Source organism: Arsenophonus apicola, from assembly GCF_020268605.1.
Taxonomy (GTDB): domain Bacteria; phylum Pseudomonadota; class Gammaproteobacteria; order Enterobacterales; family Enterobacteriaceae; genus Arsenophonus; species Arsenophonus apicola.
This window is the reverse complement of the sequence record NZ_CP084222.1, coordinates 3,227,085-3,247,085: the sequence shown is the minus strand read 5'-3', so window position 1 is coordinate 3,247,085 and position 20,001 is coordinate 3,227,085. Positions and strand designations below refer to the sequence as shown.

The 20,001-nt window shown below is 36.7% G+C and carries 11 protein-coding genes; 8 read left to right on the top strand and 3 right to left on the bottom strand.

What is annotated here, in order from left to right; translation table 11 throughout:
* The first annotated feature begins 546 nt into the window (after positions 1-546).
* Genes LDL57_RS15325 through LDL57_RS15305 form a run of 5 tightly spaced genes read left to right on the top strand, consistent with a single transcriptional unit; the run spans position 547 to position 6,241 of the window.
* Positions 547-1,134: a fimbrial protein gene (locus LDL57_RS15325; protein WP_180559060.1), complete on the top strand. Its 588-nt coding sequence runs from the start codon at positions 547-549 to the stop codon at positions 1,132-1,134.
* A 51-nt stretch (positions 1,135-1,185) separates the two neighbouring features.
* Positions 1,186-1,881: a fimbrial biogenesis chaperone gene (locus LDL57_RS15320; protein ID WP_180559059.1), complete on the top strand. Its 696-nt coding sequence runs from the start codon at positions 1,186-1,188 to the stop codon at positions 1,879-1,881.
* Positions 1,882-1,892: 11 nt separating this feature from the next.
* The gene (locus LDL57_RS15315; protein WP_225506629.1) at positions 1,893-4,415 is read left to right on the top strand and encodes a fimbria/pilus outer membrane usher protein; all 2,523 of its coding nucleotides are present in this window, start codon (positions 1,893-1,895) and stop codon (positions 4,413-4,415) included.
* Positions 4,416-4,429: 14 nt separating this feature from the next.
* Positions 4,430-5,509, top strand: a complete 1,080-nt coding sequence (locus tag LDL57_RS15310; protein ID WP_180559057.1) for a fimbrial protein — start codon at positions 4,430-4,432, stop codon at positions 5,507-5,509.
* 30 nt (positions 5,510-5,539) lie between these two features.
* On the top strand, positions 5,540-6,241 hold the full coding sequence (locus tag LDL57_RS15305; RefSeq protein WP_180559056.1) for a fimbrial biogenesis chaperone: 702 nt from the start codon (positions 5,540-5,542) through the stop codon (positions 6,239-6,241).
* A gap of 104 nt (positions 6,242-6,345) precedes the next feature.
* On the opposite strand, the gene LDL57_RS15300 is transcribed toward LDL57_RS15305, so the two are convergent.
* Positions 6,346-7,245, bottom strand: coding sequence for a DNA-3-methyladenine glycosylase family protein (locus tag LDL57_RS15300; RefSeq protein ID WP_180559055.1), 900 nt, complete (start codon positions 7,243-7,245; stop codon positions 6,346-6,348).
* A gap of 1,068 nt (positions 7,246-8,313) precedes the next feature.
* On the opposite strand from LDL57_RS15300, the gene LDL57_RS15295 reads away from it, so the two are divergent.
* Both LDL57_RS15295 and LDL57_RS15290 read left to right on the top strand, forming a co-directional pair.
* On the top strand, positions 8,314-12,765 hold the full coding sequence (locus LDL57_RS15295; protein WP_225506627.1) for an inverse autotransporter beta domain-containing protein: 4,452 nt from the start codon (positions 8,314-8,316) through the stop codon (positions 12,763-12,765).
* 188 nt (positions 12,766-12,953) lie between these two features.
* A complete protein-coding gene (locus LDL57_RS15290) occupies positions 12,954-17,735 on the top strand; it encodes an Ig-like domain-containing protein (RefSeq protein WP_180559053.1) in 4,782 nt (1,593 codons plus the stop codon).
* A 258-nt stretch (positions 17,736-17,993) separates the two neighbouring features.
* On the opposite strand, the gene tpiA is transcribed toward LDL57_RS15290, so the two are convergent.
* Positions 17,994-18,764: a triose-phosphate isomerase gene (gene tpiA, locus LDL57_RS15285; protein WP_225506617.1), complete on the bottom strand. Its 771-nt coding sequence runs from the start codon at positions 18,762-18,764 to the stop codon at positions 17,994-17,996.
* 116 nt (positions 18,765-18,880) lie between these two features.
* Positions 18,881-19,516 (bottom strand): DUF1454 family protein, encoded by a 636-nt coding sequence (locus LDL57_RS15280; RefSeq protein WP_225506614.1) that lies wholly within the window; start codon positions 19,514-19,516, stop codon positions 18,881-18,883.
* Between the two features lie 52 nt (positions 19,517-19,568).
* Here LDL57_RS15280 and LDL57_RS15275 point away from each other — a divergent pair, with 52 nt between their 5' ends.
* Positions 19,569-19,991 (top strand): DUF805 domain-containing protein, encoded by a 423-nt coding sequence (locus tag LDL57_RS15275; RefSeq protein ID WP_180559051.1) that lies wholly within the window; start codon positions 19,569-19,571, stop codon positions 19,989-19,991.
* Positions 19,992-20,001: the final 10 nt, after the last annotated feature.

Sequence of the window (20,001 nt, the reverse complement as noted above, 5' to 3'; positions counted from 1 at the left end):
GCCTAATTAAAGAAGAATTAAAAATTATACCTAATTTGAGTTATTTTTTTCTGAAAAATAGAAAAACAAACGATATATGTTGTGTTTTATTGCCATATGAATAAATCAATATTTTTTGTGATCAAATTTAGCATAAAATTTCAATTAGTTGTTCTTTTTATCTGAAATTATTCTAAAGTAGGATTGGAATAAAAAATTCATTTAATCAATCAGATAAAATATCTGCCAATTCACACTATAAGCAGTAATTAATTCGAGTAATATTTTTTGATTCAGTTACTTTCATTATTATAAGTCTAAATCAATTTGCCAATGATTAAATTATTTATTAAATATAAAAACACTTTTATCTGCCGATTATTAAATAAAGTATTTACTTTGATATAAATCACAAAAAATAAAATATCATTTTACCTTTCTTGTAAGTTAGATAGAGGCATCTAATATCAGTTTAGGTTAATGTTATTTCTTATTAACCTTTTTCATTATGCCAATAAAATAAATTTTATTTTATTGGCTTATTCATTTATTTTTTTGGAGTTAATTATGTTTAAGAAAATACTCCCGTTATTGCTATTATCTGCGACTTCATTTTCGTCGTATATATTAGCTGCTACTAATTCAGCGGGTGGAATAATTTCATTTGCTGGTGCTATAAGTGATACTACTTGTAAAATTAATGGAGGTGATAGTACAAACTTTGCTGTATTATTAGATCCCATTTCTGTTTCTGATGCCGGAACAGCAGCATATACTGTTGTTCCAAAAAATCAGAAAGCATTTAAGTTAACTATTTCTGATTGTACACCTGCTGGCAGTTCAGGCGGTAATTTACAATTTCATTTTTCATCACCAAGTAGTATTTCGACAGATGGTCAATATTTGGTGAATGATACTGTTGATGAAAATAATCCTAACGTAGCAAAAAATGTCGGATTTAGTTTGTCTGCACCCAATGCTACAACGACTGCTATTTCATTAAATACCCCTTATGATACGGGGATAAAAGGAGATAAAACAGCACCACAAGCTGACGAGTTAACGTTCATCGTTAGTTATTACAAAACGCGAGCGGCACCCGCTAAAGCGGGTCCATTGCATTCAAATTTAATCTATACCATCTCTTATTTGTAAATAACATTAACCAGGCTCTTTTTGAGTCTGGTTTTTAACGGACTATTTATTATGAAAAAACTTTTGTTATTTATTATATTAATTATTTCTTCAAAAAATATATTAGCCAATATTGTACTGCACGGCACTCGTATCATTTATTATGAAGGCAAGGCTAATGTCACAGTACAATTAACAAATAATGGAAAACTACCAGCATTGGTACAATCATGGATTGATGACGGCAATATAAATTCTACCCCAGAAAAGAGTCATTCACCGTTTTATGTTTTTCCACCAATTGTAAAAGTCGCCGGACTTAAAGGGCAACAATTAAAAATAAAAATGATATCGCATAATTTACCTAAAAATAGAGAGAGTGTTTTTTATTTGAATATTCTTGATATTCCGCCATACCCGGAAAATACGCAAGGTAAAAGCGTTTTACAATTGGCAATTAAATCAAGAGTTAAATTATTTTATCGGCCTAAGGGATTGATTACTCCTCCGGCAGATGTATATAAAAAAATAAGTTATAAGTTAGAGGATAATAGCATTGTAGTAATAAATGATTCTAAATATTATTTTACGATAGCAAAAATAACGAATATTAATGAGGCAAAAAAGAATCTGACAAAATCGAAGATGATCCCTCCGCTATCAAGCTTTAAATTGCCACTAAAAAATAAGGTTAAGCATAATCAATTAACCGTAACTTATGTTGATGATTTTGGTGTTTATAAAACAAAAAATATTAACCTTAAATAAGAAGATAAATCGTGAAAAAAATATATTATCTTTATAATAGCCTAATTTTATTAGGTATATTGGATTATATGCCGGAATTATTTGCAGAGGAATTTGATACTACTTTGCTAGTGGGAAAATCCGCCCAAGGAGATATATCTCGTTTTTATCGAAATAGTGAAATCCCGCCAGGTAAACAATTGGTCGATATTTATGTTAATGATGATTGGAAAGGACAATTTGAAGTTAATATTGGCGAAAAAAATCAAAATATCACTATTGATTCTAAAGATATTAATAAATTAGGTTTAAAACTTTCAGCTCAGAAAAAACAGATGATTGAGCAAAAGACAACCGTTTCGTTGGATAATTTAGTCAATGATATCAACTATTATTTAGATGTTAATCAGTTAGCATTAAATATTTCAGTCCCGCAAATTTCATTAGTTAAATCGGAGATAGGTTATGTTGATCCGGTGAATTGGGACTATGGTGTACCGGCAATTATTCTTTCTTATAATACCAATTATTATAACTATCGGGAGAAAAAAAATAGCAGACAGCGTAATGAAGCTTTTTTTACCAATTTAAATAGCGGGATTAATATCGGTGCCTGGCAGTTTCGAGATGAGTCAAGTTATTCTTATTATTCCAGCGGTGATCATAAATGGCAAAATAATACCCGCTACTTACGCCGTTCTTTCAGCGCTATATCTTCCAATTTGATGTTAGGTGATTTCTATTCCCCCTCTACCTTGTTTAGTAGTATTCGTTTTAGAGGTGGTGCATTAACAACAGAAATGAATATGTTACCTAATTCCAGTCAGGAGTTTACGCCGATTGTCAGAGGTGTTGCTCAAACAAATGCGTTAGTAAAAGTATATCAGAATGGTAATCTAATTTATCAAGAAGCGGTTCCCCCAGGCGCGTTCGAATTTAGTGATCTACGTGCAGCGGGAGGAGCGGGCGATCTTTCTGTTGTAGTGCAGGAAGCAGATGGTCGTCAAGACTCTTTTACAGTGCCATTTTCAGCCGTACCAAATATGATGAAGGCGGGTGTATATGCTTACAATATTTTGGCTGGACAATCAAAAATGGCAAATACCTATTTCCAACCAAAATTTGCTCAAGCAGAAGCCTATTATGGTATCAATAATTTAGTCACCGTTTATGCCGGCTTTATTGGTAGCCGTGATTATAATGCTATTTTACTTGGTAGTGGCTGGAATTTTCCGTTTGGTGCGGTTTCATTTGATGCGACCCATGCAGCAGCTTATTTAGATACCGGAACCAAACGAGGCCAAAGTTTTCGCTTGGCATATAGCAAGTTTTTGTCAACAACTGCCACCAATCTGACCATAGCCGCCTATCGTTATTCAACCGGAGATTATTATAGTTTTATTGATTCCATTTATGCCCATGATAATTATCAAGCATGGCTTAAGTATCAAGCGACGATTAAAAATAATCTTAATGATCAAAATCGAAATAATCCTTCAGATTTAGATTTGGCAACTTTTGATGCCTTGCGCGGTGCTCGTGCCAGAAATACATTTAATTTAAATTTAAATCAGCATTTGGGAAAAGATAATGGGGTTATTTTTCTAGCTGGTACACTGAGAAATTATTGGAATGTTGGTGGTACCAGCCGCGAGTATCAAATTGGTTACTCAAATAATTATAAAAATATTACCTATAACTTATCTGTTTCACGGGTACGAAATACGGATCAAAAAGAAGAAACTCGTTATTACTTGAGTGCCAGTGTTCCTATTAATCTATTTAGTCGTAATGCTTATCTCAATTCTGGTATTTACATGACAAATACCAATTATCAACAAGCCAATATCAGTGTCAGTGGGACAGCGGGTAAATATGATTTAATCGATTATACATTAACCGCTTCAAATCAGACTGGAGGTAATAATTTAATAAGTGGTAGTGTAAATTATCGCAATCCCTACAGTACAGTTGGAGCTTCATATAGTGAGGCTAATAATTATCGACAGACAGGTTTGAATGCCAGAGGAACCATCGTTGCATTTCCTTACCATATTCTTGCTTCTGGTGAAACAGCGAATACATTAACGGTAATAGAAGCCCCAATGGCTGAAAATCTAACCGTTAATAATAATCGAGCAGTTCTTACCAATAAACAGGGATTAGCATTAGTAACCAATGCTACTCCTTATCGTACAAATGTTTATACCCTTTCTCATACCAATCAAACCTCAGGTGCAGAGATTACTGACAATGTGGCGCATGTGATCCCTTATGACGGAGCGGTTAGTCATATCAAATTGGAAACTGATCAGCGAAAAACTTATATGTTAAAGGCGACTTTTGCCGACGGTAGCTATTTACCTTTTGGTACAGAGGTTACTGATAGTCAGGGTGAATTTGTTGGTCATGTTGGGCAGTCAAGTGTGTTGTATATCAAAAGTGATCAATTACCACAATCACTGAATGTCAAATTGAATATTGACGGTAAAACCGAATGTATCATCCAGCAACCCGTTGATACTTTAAACCTAAAGCGTAATATTTGCCAATAGTCGGGGAAAATAATATGAATAAATTAGCAATAAATTTTTTATTATTATCAGCTTGCTCCTTCAGCCAATCGGTTTACGCTGATTGTAAACCCGATAGCACGATCACGGTACCGAGTTTATATTATGATTTATCAGCTGATTTTAGTGGTTCTACATCGGTAGTGACAAAATCAGATAAAACCAATTTTCCGGGAACATTTACTTGTATCTCCCCTGGGATACTTTTACCTAATGTAATTGGTATAGCTTCGCCCTTTAATGGTCGAACAGCAACAATAGGATTTAATGGTGGTAAGCAATTTGTTGAGGTTACGATGACTGTGTTAGGAAAGGATCGCATAACCAGCATAGCTAGAGGTACCCATCCAGCCTCCAATTTGAATACTAATTTTACCTTAAGGTTTACTTTGTTGAAGAGCAAACCAAGCCGTAATTATACCGAAGTGGCTGGTGATACTGCGGTTATCTCACCTTTTATCTTGGTATCAGATGCTTCATCGATGGGTATTTTGGTATGGTTAACTAGGATTGTATTAAAGTTAGTGCAATTTTTATTAACCTGGCAATGGCCCGTTGATGAAAATGATATTTTTCTGCAGCCAATTACCATTAAATATAATCCTATTGCCACTACCTGCGATTTTTCAAATAAAGGCTTAATTGTTAATCTACCTATGGTTAGTATCAGTGATGTCAAAAATATTGACCGACCTGGTTATCAGCCTTTTAGCCTAAATTTTAGCTGTAGTGATCTTTTGACTGGTAATAAAACGACGCGAAATATTGCCATGTTTTTGGCTAGTAATAATTTACATAGCACAGATAAAACGGTGCTAATAAATACTACGCAACTAGGTGCTAAAGGAGTCGGATTTCGCCTAGTGCAAGGCAACAAAACTTCCACACCGATTCTTTTTTCCAGTAGTGAAAGTATACAAGGCAATGCAACATCTATTTTTAATATTGCTGCAGACAGTGCTTTAGCGCCCACTTTTTCCATTAATATGGGGGCCTATTATTACGCTTATGATCTAAATAATATTTCTGCCGGAAAAATAACCTCAACGGCAATTTTAGTCTTTTCTTATGACTAAATAGGATTAATTATTAGGATCAAAAAGAAAATGAGAAAAAAAATTTATTTAGCTTTCTTACTCTATTTTACTGCTTTCTCAACGAGTAGTAGTGTCTTTCTTAAAGGAACGCGAGTTATTTTTTCTGCGGAAAGAAAAGAGGCTGTTATTCAATTAGTTAATTCCAGTGATAACACATCACTGGTTCAAAGCTGGATCGATGAAGGTAATATTGATTCAACACCGGAGACAACACAAGCGCCTTTTGTTGTGACGCCTCCGGTTATTAAAATAAAACCTAGAGGGGGGGCGCAACTTCGTATTCAACAGTTAGCAAATCAGCTACCCACTGATCGCGAATCTATTTTTTATCTTAATGTACTAGATATTGCCCCAAAACCCGATAGCGTAAAAACTGAGAATATTTTACAGTTGGCGCTAAGAACAAGAATTAAACTATTTTATCGGCCACAAAATATCAATAAAACTTCTCAGAATGCAGTTGAGCATATAAAAATAACTAAGGTTGGAAAATCACTTTTTATTGATAACCCCACCGCCTATTTTTTTACTCTATCCGCACTTTATAATCAGCTAGATAAAAATAATGCATTATCTAAAACCATTATGTTGCCGCCTTTTTCACAACAAACAGTGGAAAATAAAAGCCAGGTTATTTTCGGTGAGGAGATTTTGATCGAATACATTAATGATGAAGGGCAATTTATTAATCAAGTTAAAAAACTTAAATAGTATTAAAATGCAGTTATTTTGTCTGTTAACCTTGTCACCGTTAAATTGGGTTATCATACGCGAGTATATTTTTATGTTTGTTTTGATTAATATATTTTGTCTATTCAATAGCTAGCGTTAGATTGTTGTTGCCAGAGGTGGGCAGCCACGAGTGCTTTCCAGGGAGAATATTGTGCTAACCATTTTTCTGTCTCTTTTGCGCTTATTTTCTCACTACGATTTAATAGATACTGAAGATTACGTTGGACGGCGACATCACCATGTAAAGAACCGTTCAAATAATTGAAGCCGCGAAGTAAGGAATAACTGATTGTCCATGGACCAATTCCTTTTATTTCATTCAATTTTTGAGTCCAGGCTGACAAATTAGTTTCATCTAAGGAAACATTTAATAGATGATGGTTATTTTTTAACATATTGCACAATGCAATAAGCGTTTTGGCTTTACAGATAGAAAATCCACATAATCTTAGTTTTTGCTCATCATCCGCATGGATCGCAAAGAGAGAAGGAAAACACCAAATTCCAGACGAGTGTTGTTTACCAAAAGCATGAATGAATCGGCGACGAATAGCAATTGCGGCAGCGACACTTATTTGTTGCCCTATAATTGCCCAAGTAATCGCTTCAAATGCGGTTGCTGCTTGATAAATCCTTAAACCCTGTTGACGAGAAATTAAATTACCAATGACTGGGTGGTTATGGTATTTATCTTCAAAAAGTTCAACGGGTTGATATAAACCCAGCATATTTTTTCCCAGTTTTTCCAGCTCTTCCTCAGTAATAGCGGTATGTGGATTGTCAATTTGCAGAGAAAATAAAATGCTATTTTTATTTAACGTAAATGTTAATTCAGCGGGTTGAACATTACATGTAATTCCTTTTTTTAATTGGTTATGGGTGATAATTTCTGCCACACTTTGCTTATCTCGTAAGTGATAGGCAAGAAAGTGTTGGTAGTGAAAATTGTCTGGTAAATGGATAATAGTTTTTTTTGCTAGCATTTTTTGTGGTTATTTGATTTAAAACTTAGTGAATAATCCGCGCTTAATTTGATAAAAAAATAGTAACATAAAAGCAAGTAAATTAAAGACAAGAATTTCTGCATCTCATTCTGTTGTTGGCAAGATAAAAAATAAAAAAATCGCTGTCATTTGCTAAGGTGTTAGATGATATTATCGTCCGTTATTGTGGATTACCGTACTCGATAAAAATCATAAATTATACGATAACGGGTTGGTAATCATTTTTATTCATTCTTGGTATTTAATTTTCCCTTGGTTGTTTATTCTTTTATTTTTGCTTAAGAAGAAATTAATTCACTGATTTTTTTATTTTAAAATTTATCACTAAGTATAATTACTGCTTTTATCTTTATTTAATATTAACCCGTGTTTATTGATTATTAATAAATGGGATACAGATTAGCTAAATAAAATTATTTCCATTTGTAATATCATTTTAAATAAAAATAGTCATTAGCTGATTTATGTTTAACATTGTAGCAACAACAGCATAATTTATACATAATAATTAGGAAATATTTTTAAAGTAAAAAACTAGATTATCATAGATTATTTATTTTTTAATACTAAATGTTAATAATTAATTATATTGCATCAGTTTATTTGATGTTATTTTTTGTACTTTTGTTAATTATTAGTGCTATTGTTGTGGTTCGGCAATTATTCATAAATGGAAACAAATTCATACGTTTTTAAATAATACTTATCTATATCTTTATAGCCGATATAAGTAAGCAAAAGGAGTAATTGCAAATGGAACATTATCTAGAAGCCCGCTTTTTTCTCCCTCGTTGTCCATTTTTTCTATTTTATTGGCATTAATTTACTCTATGCCAATGGTTATTTAATCGGTAATTATCCAAATAAAATAATCGGGATAAACCTAATAAAAATTTATTGATTATGCTAATAAAAATAACAATAGCTGCATATCAATGTCTTTATTAATTTCAATAATAGCTTGAAATTAATATTTGGTATTTGTTTTTTATTTTATGCAAAAAATAGTAGCAGGATTTTTATATTATTTAGATAGGGAAATTATTTATGCAATGCATTGCTAATCGTTACTATTCGAAAACAAAACAGCTAACTGCATATATATTGTTATTTATACAATTATTGTTACCTATTTTTGTTACTTTTTCATCTGTCGCTAAAGCAGCGCAGGATGATGTTACTAGCAATCAAATGCTGGAAACAATCAATGGTATTGATGCGTTGATGAATAATAACTCTGTTTTAAAATATTCCGCTTCAGAGCCAGCTTCTTCATCGCGTCGATCAGCAGCGGCGGCATCAAATTGGAATATTCATACCTTAGCCGATAATAGATCATCGATGTCGGCATCAACCACAAATAACAACAAACCGTCAATTGATCATTATCAGGCATTACCAACATTAGGTATAAAAGAGACGCCTCAGGCTAAACAAGTCGAGTCAGCTGAAAAACAATTTGTGCAAGGTGCAACCCAAATAGCGCAAGGGCTGGCCAATAATAATGCCACAGAAGCAGCCATCAATTATGCGCGTAATCGCGGCGAAGGCCTTTTAAATCAGAAAATTAGTGATTGGTTAAATCAATATGGTAAAGCACGCGTGCAAATTAGTTCAAATAAAACCGGTGACGCTGATTTACTCTTACCACTAATTGATAAACCAAACAGCTTATTGTTTAGCCAAATTGGTATTAGAGCTAATGAACAACGCAGTACCACCAACCTAGGATTAGGTTATCGCCAATATCAGCAAAACTGGATGTGGGGCATTAACAGTTTTTACGATTATGATATTAGCGGAGGAAATGCCCGTTTTGGTGTAGGTGGTGAGTTGTGGGCCTATTATTTGAAATTGGCGGTAAATGGTTATTTCCGTTTAACAGACTGGCATCAGTCGTTCCTGCATGAGATGCGTGATTATGATGAGCGGCCGGCCAATGGATTTGATATACGCGCTGAAGGTTATCTACCCAGTTATCCTCATTTAGGGGCTTACGCTAAATATGAACAATACTTTGGTGATGGCGTTAGCCTTAGCCATAATCCAACAGCTAAAGATTTAAAAGATAATCCTTCTGCTACAACTTTTGGTTTAAGTTATACCCCTTTCCCGTTATTAACATTGAAAACTCAAGTTTCTCAGGGAGATTCCAACGATAGTCTGATTGGTGTGGAGTTTGCTTATCGATTTGGTATCCCACTGGCTGCACAGTTAAATCCGGATAATGTAGATTTAATGCGTAGTTTAGCGGGCAATCGTTATGATTTTGTTGATCGTAATTACAATATCGTTATGCAGTACCGTAAACAGGAAATATTAGCCATTTCTCTACCAGACAGTGCGACGGCTGAAGCTGCCCAAACCATAGCAATAAAAGCAACGGTACAAAAAGCCAAATACGGACTTAATAAAATTTTATGGAGTGCCCCGGAATTATTAGCAAAAGGTGGCAAGATCAAGGAGACATCAGCCACTACCATTAACCTAGTGTTACCCTCATACGATGAAGATAACCAAGGTAGTAAAGCTTATACCTTATCCGCTGTTGGTGTTGATAATGAAGGTAATAAATCTAAAGCTGCCATTATGGTGATCAATGTTACTCAGTCCAAGGATGGTTTTGCTTATTTTAGTTTAGAAAATCCGACGCCAATACCCGCAGATGGTAACCAAACTTATTTAGCTAAAGTGCAACTACAAAATGACAAAGGGGTACCACTCGCCGACAAACAAGTGACATTTTCCGTTACTGGTTTTAGCAAAAGCGCCAGTACGCTGGCAGCAAAAAATAAAGGCGGAAATGCCGGGGTTGTCATGCTTAGCGAAGATGGCCACCGTATGGGCAATCCTTTAACTGAGACCACAGATCCCGAGGGTAAAATCAATATAAAAGTTAAAAGTGACTTGGCCGGTCAGGGAGAATTGATTGCTACCATGGCAAATGGTAAGAAAAAGACCGTTTCTATCCAATTTACACCTGATGCTACTACCGCCAAAGTGAGAAATGTTACCCTGATTGATAAGAAAAACAGTAAGGTAGCCAATGGCGTCGATAGCTTTAGCTATGAAGCATTTGTGGTTGATCAGTTTAATAATCCGCTGCCAAATGTTGATGTTACTTGGTCAACTAATCAGCAAGATAAGGTCACTTTATTAAACGATAAAAGTAAAACAGATGCCAATGGACGGGCGATTATCACGCTGCGTAGTACCTTGATTGCCGTCGATAATGTGGAAGTCAGCGCCAAATATGCCAACACGCTTGAGATGACAGCCGATAGAGTGGTTAGTTTTGTCGCTGATGAACACACAGCTAAGGTTAGTGAGGTTTCATTGCATGGTCGAGCAACAGATAAAGTTGCTGATGGCAAGAGTTCTTTTACTTTTAGCGCCAAACTGGTTGATGGTAATGGTAATCAAATCAGAAAAAGTGGCTTAATGGTTAATTGGTCACATGACAAAGATCCTAAAGAGGTTCTATTATCAGCTGCAACTAGTCCCACAGATAATAATGGTATTGCCACCATTGAACTAAAAAGTACGACTACCCCAGTCAATCAGATAGTGGTCAGTGCAAATTTTGCGGCGACAGCAAGGATAGAAGCGGATAAAAAGGTCAATTTTATCGCTGAAGAAGGTGTCGTTACAGTCGGTACTGTGCAGTTACAAGATCCTGTCAATGTAAAAGTAGCTGATGGTAATCAGAGCTTTACTTTTGCCGCTCAGCTTGTTGATAGCAAGGGTCAAGCCGTTAAAGAAGCCGGGATCATCGTTAATTGGTTCCGTGATAAAGATGACGTTAAGTTATTACGAGATACTAGCGAAACCAATGAACAGGGAATAGCTACTGTTACACTGCAAAGTACAACTAAGGCCGTCGATGATGTACAGATTAGTGCTAGCTCGGGTAGCTTAGAAGAAATAAATGCCAATAAGAAAGTGAGTTTTATTGCCAATGAAAGCCAAGCGCATATTGGTAGTGTGCTGCTAAACGGTATAGAACGCACTAAAATTGCTGATGGTAATACCTCCTTTACCTTTACCGCACAACTGATTGATAACAATAATAACGCCATTAAGAAAAGCGGTTTGCCAATTAATTGGACACATGATAAAGGCGATCAAGTTAAGTTAGCTGACCACAGCCTAACCGACGAAAATGGTATCACTACTGTTACACTATATAGCACAACAAAAGCGGTGGATGCAGTTCAAGTTAGTGCCAGTTATGCCGGTACGGCTAGCCAATCAGCCGATAAAACCGTCAGTTTTATCGCTAATAAAGATTTGGCTAAGTTAGGTGAGGTTAAGCTAGTTGGGCAGGAAACGCGTAAAATTGCCGATGGTAAAGAGAAATTTATTTTTAACGTCCAACTGTTTGATGTAAATGACAATCCAATCAAAAAATCTGACCTGATAGTCTATTGGGCCCATGATAAGCCAGGTAAAGCCCAATTAAATCCAACCAGCAAAACAGATAAAAATGGTATTGCTACGGTTGAATTGCAAAGCACAACCATGGCGATTGATGATATTGAAGTTTCCGCCAAACTTGGTAGTGGCGATAAAAAAACGGCAAAAGATAAAGTGAGTTTTATTGCCAATATAGCGACCGCTGAAGTTAGAAATGTCAAGTTACAAGGTAAGATAGACCGTAAAGTTGCTCATCCTAGTAATAACTTTGTCTTTACCGCGGCATTGGTTGATGTTAATGGCAACCCGATCAGAGAAGAAAACCTATCGATTAACTGGTCGACTAATCAAGGTAGCAATGTTCGCTTTAAGGATAATATTGATATCAGTAAAACAGATGCCGATGGACTTACTTCTATCACTTTAGAGAGTAAGGACGTTGCAGTAGCTAATGTGATTGTTAGTGCTCATTATGCTAGTTCAAGACCACAACGCGCAGATAAACCTGTCAGTTTTATAACCGTCTCTTTTAGCCGTTTAATTGTTAATGGCCATAATTTCCCAACCAGCGCTCAATTCCCAACCACTGGCTTCCGCGGTGCTAAATTTACCATTGAGACGCAAGGGGCCCCGGCTTCAGAATTCAAGTGGCAAAGCAATCAAGGTTGGGTTTCAGTTGACAACGGGCTGGTAACGTTTACGGAGAATGGGACAAGTAAAAAAGTCATCATTACAGCAAGACATGAAACGGGTGGTGATCCGATTGAATATACCTTTAGTCTAAATAATTGGTTTATTTTTTCTGACGAGAAAAAATGGGATGAAGCTCAACGCTGGTGTGCAAATAATGGTGGTGCTATGCCAACCGTTGCACAACTTAGTCAAGGCAAAGGAAAACGTGCAGTAGGCTCAATATGGAGTGAATGGGGTAAATTCAGTCATTACGATATCAGAGATGATTACTATTGGACTAATAACAAAGTCACTAATGAACGCTACAAAATAGTCAAATTAGATGATGGTTTTGCTAGTGATAATTATACCAATCAGCTGCAAGAGGTCGTTTGTATTAATGGTATCTAACTGTCTTTAAAAATGAGAGAAATTCCCGTCTTGATACGACGGGAAGATAAAGTGTAATGATAAGTTTGTTTAATTGAATTCTATAACTTGTTAGCGAAACAGAAATCATTCCAATAAATGGCTTTTTTGGCGGAATAATTTTTTGATTTATTGGTAGTAGGATTTATATATTATTAGGGAAGAAATCCATGCAACGTAATGCTAATTGTTATTTTACAAAAACGAAACGGATAATCGCCTATCTATTACTGTTTATACAATTGTTTTTGCCGGTTTTCGTTGCCTCTTCATCAATAGCAAAAGCGGCGCAAAATAGTAGCTCAAATAATTCGATGATGGACACTATCAATGGCTTGAATAACCTAATGCAAAGCCCATTGACCAAGGATACACCTGCTGTCAATAAAGAGCAGGCAGAATCGAATAAAAATAATGCGGCAGTAAAAACATCTGTGTCAGGTCCACCCTCTGATTCGGCATTAACCATGTTAGAGGCACACTTTTCTTCCCAACAATCAGTAGCACCCATTCACCCGGCTAAAAATAGCAAGCAGGATGCTATTTTTAATACATTACCGACCTTAGGCATCAATGATAACGAGCCTAAGTCGCAAACGGTTGTTTCAAGCGAACAACAAATGGCACAAAATATTGCTCAATTAGCCCAAACCTTGTCAACGGATAACGCCATCAAGGCATATATGGGGTATGCGCGTAGTATTGGTGAAAACCTGGTAAATCAAAAAATCCATGATTGGTTAAGTCAGTTTGGTAATGCTCGAGTACAAATTAATAGTAATAAAACCGGTGATGTCGATTTATTAGTACCGGTGCTGGAGAAACCAAATAGTTTGTTATTCAGTCAAATTGGTATTAGAGCAAATGAACATCGCAACACAACTAACTTAGGTGTGGGTTATCGTCAATATCAGGATGCCTGGATGTGGGGCATCAACAGTTTTTATGATTATGATATTACTGGTAATAACTCTCGTTTTGGGGTTGGCGGTGAATTATGGGCCGATTACCTTAAACTGGCTGTTAATGGTTATTTTCGTTTAACTGACTGGCATCAATCACGTCTACATGAGATGCGGGATTATGATGAGCGTCCAGCCAATGGGTTCGATCTGCGTGCGGAAGGATTTTTACCCAGCTATCCGCATTTAGGCGCTTATGCTAAATATGAAAAGTATTATGGTGATGGGATTAGCCTTAATAATGGTCTCTCAAGTAGTGATTTGATAGATAATCCTTCTGCTACCACCTTTGGCTTAAGTTATACTCCTTTCCCATTATTGACTTTTAAAAGCCAAATTTCCCGTGGCGATACTAAGGAAAGTAGCATTGGTATGGAGTTAGCATATCGGTTTGGTGTCTTGCTGGCGGAACAGCTTGATCCCGATAATGTAGATTTAATGCGTAGTTTAGCTGGTAACCGTTATGATTTTGTCGATCGTAATTACAATATTGTCATGCAATATCGTAAGCAAGAACTTTTATCTATTTCTTTGCCAGAAAGCACTAACGGTGAGGCGGCACAAACCATACCGATAACGGTCACGGTTAATAAAGCCAAATATGGCTTAAAACAAGTTAGCTGGACAGCGCCAGAATTAATTGTTCAAGGTGGTAGCATTCAAGCTATGTCACCGACCTCAATTAATTTAACCTTGCCCGCTTATATTTTCCAAAAACAGTCTAAAGCCACTCAATCATACCGTATCTCAGCAGTGGCTGTTGATAATGAAGGTAATCAATCTAATACCGCAGTGATGGTGATTAATGTCTCACCATCACAAGATACGATCCGCTCCATAACATTAACGCCAAATAGTACCCTGGTAGCGAATAATAGCGATGCTTACGTTGCTACTGCATTAGTCCAGAATAAAAAAAATGAAGTACTGGTCGGTAGAGCAATTACGTTTACCATTGATGGATTCCAGTCTAGTGGAGTATCACTGTTTAATATGGATGGCAAGCGTGCTGATAGTCAGACAGTGATCACAGATAACGAGGGTAAAGCTAAGGTTAAAATTACCAGTAAGGTCGTTGGCACCGGTACATTAACCGCAGCGATGAAAAATGGTAATAGAAATGCCATCCCAGTTAGTTTTGCACCTGATATCGCCACGGCAAAAGTAGCAAGTGTTACATTGAGCGGTAATGAGACCAATAAAGCGGCTGATGGTATAAGTCGATTTACTTTCGAGGCATTAGTGACCGATCAATTTAATAATCCAGTACCCAATATTAATGTTAATTGGTCACATGATAAAGGTAATACCGCTATCCTATCGGCAGAACAGAGCCAAACGGATGAGAATGGACGCGCGACGATTACTTTGACCAGTAAGGTTGTAGTGGATGATGTTAGGGTTAGTGCCAATTATAATAACCCCGCTAATAAAGTCGCGGCCAATAAAGCCGTAAACTTTATTTACATTTTGGCTACCGCTAAAGTTGATAGCGTTACTTTAGAAGATAGTGAGAGCCAAAAAATAGCTGATAATAATAGCTTCTTTACCTTTAGCGCCCAATTAGTTGATGGTAACGGTAATCCCATCAAGCAAAAAGGTTTAGAGGTTAATTGGTCACATAATAAAGGTAATGAAGTTAAATTAGCGGCAAAAAGTCAAACCGATGAAAACGGGCGAGCTTCTATTGCGTTATATAGTACGACCGCAGCGATAGAGAGCGTTGTTGTTAGTGCAAGATTTGGTTCAACCAAGAGAGTCGATGCCGATCGTCAAGTGGCTTTTGTTGCTGATGAAAATTCAATCAGAGTGAAGAGCGTGACCCTTAATGATAAAAACAACAGTAAATTAGCCAATGGTCATAACAAATTCACATTTACTGCCTTGCTATTAGATGGCAATGATAATCCAGTCAGACAACGGACAGTCAACTGGGCGCACAATAAGAATGATGAAGTAAAATTGTCGGCAGCAACCAGTCAAACGGATGAAAATGGTCGTGCGACCATCACATTACACAGTACCACCACTGCGGTGAATAATATTATTGTCAATGCAAGGTATGGCGCTTCAGCGGCAGTCAATGCGCAGGAAGTTGAGTTTTATGCTGATACCAATACCGCTCAAGTGGGGGATGTGACATTAGTTGATAGTGAAGTTAGCAAAGTCGCTGATGGCAACAATCACTTTACCTTTAATGCTCAATTAGTCGATAAATATGGCCATCCGATCAATAAAGCGGGTCTGAAAGTGGAATGGTCACACAATAAAGAGCAACAAATCACTTTATCCGCTGAATCAACTCCAACCAATGATAGAGGCATTGCGACGGTTACCTTGCATAGTAGTAAGATTGCGGTCGATGATATTATTGTTTATGCAAAATATAGGGTACCGCCACAGAAACGAGCCGATAAAAATGTGAATTTTATTGGTGATGTTAAGACGGCTAGAGTGGGCAAGATCACCTTAAATGATGCTGAAAATAAGAAGATCGCCGATGGTAAGAGCGGCTTTGAATTTAGCACCCAGTTAGTTGACCATAATGGTAATCCGGTTAAGCAAGCAGAATTAGTCATCAAATGGCGACAAGATAGTGGAGCTAGTGTCAACTTACCGGCAACCAGTAAAACGGATAAAGATGGCCGTGCTACGGTTATTCTGCAAAGTAGCCAAAAAGCCGTGGATAACGTGGTGATCTATGCGGAATATGGCTCCAGTGGGGAGAAAAAATCCGACGCAGTGAATTTTATTGCTGATATTAACACCGCTAAGATAAAAGAAGTCACATTGGATGGTACGGAAACTGATAAAGTCGCCGATGGTAATAATCGCTTTATCTTTAAGGCACAATTAGTTGATAGATATGATAATCCTATCAAGGAAGCGGGTCAGGATATCAGTTGGTCGCTGGAGGATGAAAAAGCCAAAGATGTTCAACTGTCGGCAGAATCAAGTCCAACAGATAAAAACGGGTTTGCGACTATAGAACTCATCAGTACCACTAAAGCGGTGGCTAACGTGGTTGTCAGCGGCCAATATGGTACCGCGCCTAAAGTGGATGCAAACAAGGCCATTAACTTTATTGCCGATATTGCTACGGCCAGAGTGGGGAGTGTGGCATTAGTCGATTCAATCGTTCGTAAAGTCGCTGATGGCAACAATGATTTTACTTTTACAGCCCAGTTGATTGATCAACATAATAACCCAGTTAAAGTGCCAAATTTATATATAAATTGGCAACAGGACAAAAATAATAATGCAGTCATCTTACCGGAAAGGAGTAAAACTGATGCTACTGGGCAAGCAACTATTAAACTGAAAAGTACCAAAACTGCGGTGGATGATATCACTGTCAGCGCGCACTATGGTAGTACGGCAAAACAGGCTGCGGAACTGACAGTCAATTTTATCCAGGTTTCTTTTAGTAACCTCAGAGTCAATGGACATAATTTCAAGATAGATGATGGATTCCCGACAACCGGTTTTAGTGGTGCTAAATTTATCATCAATACTAATGGCGTTCCTGCTTCAGAATTTCAGTGGCGCAGTAGTGAAGATTGGGTATCAGTCCATAATGGAGAGGTTGTTTTTAAAGATAGACCAGCTAGTAACAAAAAATCGGTGACAATAACGGCGGTTCATAATACCGGTGGTGATCCTGTTGAATATAAATTTACGCTGCAAAAATGGTATGTGTATAGTGGTGAGCAAATGAATTGGAATAGGGCAACTAACTGGTGCAGTAGACAAACTGGGAACACGAGGTTGCCAACAGTTAAACAGATTAGTATTGGCAGATTTAAATATGGAATTGGATCATTATGGAGTGAATGGGGCAATACCAGTTTTTATGGTTGGAATAATCACATGTATTGGACATCGACAAAATCGGGTAGTAGTGTTGACAGTGTCGGCATGGTGAGTGGTTTTATCGGTACTAATGCTGAAAGTGAAGAGTTATTCTTTACCTGTATTAGCGATCTTTAAAGGAAGCAAATTAACCCTTGGATCCGATTTAGTGAATATTAGTAGAATTAGATAAATTTACGTTATCCTAAAAAGGTTTATGCGCTAAATATTTTGCTGCATAAACCTTTTGGTTATTAGTTCAAATTAGACATTGGGTAAGATAAATTTAAGGGTATGGGATTTATCGATAATTACTTGCCCGGTTCTATAAATACACAGTTAGAACCGGGATTGTATTGCAGGTTAATTTTAAATTATTTTAATAATATCAATATGTTAGTTGGTTTTTTTTGCGACGGCAGCAGCCTTGACAATAGTAGTAAAAGCATCGGCTTTCAGCGATGCTCCGCCCACTAATGCGCCATCAATATCGGGTTGACTGAAAAGCTCGGCAGCATTGTTGGCATTCACTGAACCGCCATACTGAATAATGACTTGTTCGGCAATGGCGCGATCTTGCTTGGCAATATGGTCACGAATAAATTTATGCACCGCTTGTGCCTGGGCTGGAGTAGCTGATTTGCCGGTACCAATCGCCCAAATCGGTTCATATGCAATAACACTATTTTCAAATGCGCCAGCACCTAGGCTATTTAATACCGCATCGATTTGACGAGCGCAGACTTGTTCAGTTTTGCCGGCGCTGTTTTCTTCTTCAGATTCACCAATGCATAGCACCGGTATTAATCCTTGCGATTTTAATACGGCAAATTTCCGCGCGATATACTCATCGCTTTCTTGATGATAAGTTCTACGTTCAGAGTGACCGATAATAATATATTTTGCACCAATATCTTTTAGCATTTCAGCTGAAGTATCACCGGTAAAAGCCCCAGACAGATTAACGTCAACATCTTGCGCGCCAAGTGCTATCTTGCTTCCAGCTAACGCTTGTTCTGCTTGCGCCAGGTAAAGCGCTGGTGGTGCTATTGCGACATCACAGCCAGTGACACTATTTAATTCATTACGCAAATTTTCAATCAGTTCTTTAACCATTTTTGTACTGCCATTGAGTTTCCAGTTACCCATGACTAATGGATGCCGCATGTTTTCCTCCAACTAAAAAATGTTTATTAATTAATGAGATAAAGACAATCAATCATTATTTCGTTTATGCAAAGGGATAGTATAAAGATGCTATGACTAACTCACTTTGTTTTTTGTCATTCATGTGTGATGTTATCATCATTTAGTGAGAGCTTAACCGGCTCAATAGCGAAAGTAATCATATTATCTTTACTTTTTACTAAAATATAACGGATAGCGCCTACTATTGTTTCATCACTTTGCACCTGATTATGTTGCTCTAACATACGATCCAATACAGCGGTTAATTGGGATAGGTTGTTAATCGAAGTGGTTTTTTCGAAGTGATTAATAATTGCCATAACATAACGTTCGAACAATTGTCGATTAATTTTATAACTGTTAGCACCATCGGGTGGCAGTAAGGTTAGTTGTAGACTTTTAATTTTTTCACTTCCTCGTTCAAGTACAGCGGAGGAGTAAATTTTGTTGTTAATTCGACTGGCAGCGCGAATATAAGGTAAGCTAATATCCTTGCTTTTGATCACTTTAAATTCATGTATTGGATAGTTGGGATTATCCTGGTTATATTTTTGACGAAATATGGGAATAGTTTCATTGAATAAGGCCGCATCTGGTGATAAATAAGCAACCGAAACCTCTGTTTCTGGCATAACGGGTAATTCTTTTGCCAGCACAGGGAAAAGTGGCAATGCTCCAATAAAGATTAATGCAAATGTTAACTCAAATTTGCGATCGTAGGTTTTCATCATCGTTACTCGTCAGTATTAATTTCATCATAAAGAGATTAATTAGGATAAACAAATGACATTACAACAATGGGCACTCTCATTTAAAGGACGGATTGGTCGAAAACCATTTTGGTTTGGTATCGTTATTTGGTTTTTAGTAATGGTTATGACATCTAGTCTACAAATTTATTTTTCATTTTCTCCTTATATTCTGCTGCTATTAGTCATATTGTTGCTCTATCCATTGGCGGCGATTTTTACCAAACGTCTACATGATCGTGGTAAATCTGGTGGCTGGTTGTTGTTGTTATTGTTGGTTTTTTTGCTATTTTCTATTGATGTTAGTTTATTAACACCCTTTTGGCAGTGGGGTATTGGACGATTTCTACCTTTATTTATTGTTATCATATTGTTTTTAGATTGTGGGAGTTTTAAAGGTCTAGATAAAGCTAATCGTTATGGTAAAAAAACTGAGCAAGTTGACTATTTCAACTGATTAATATTTG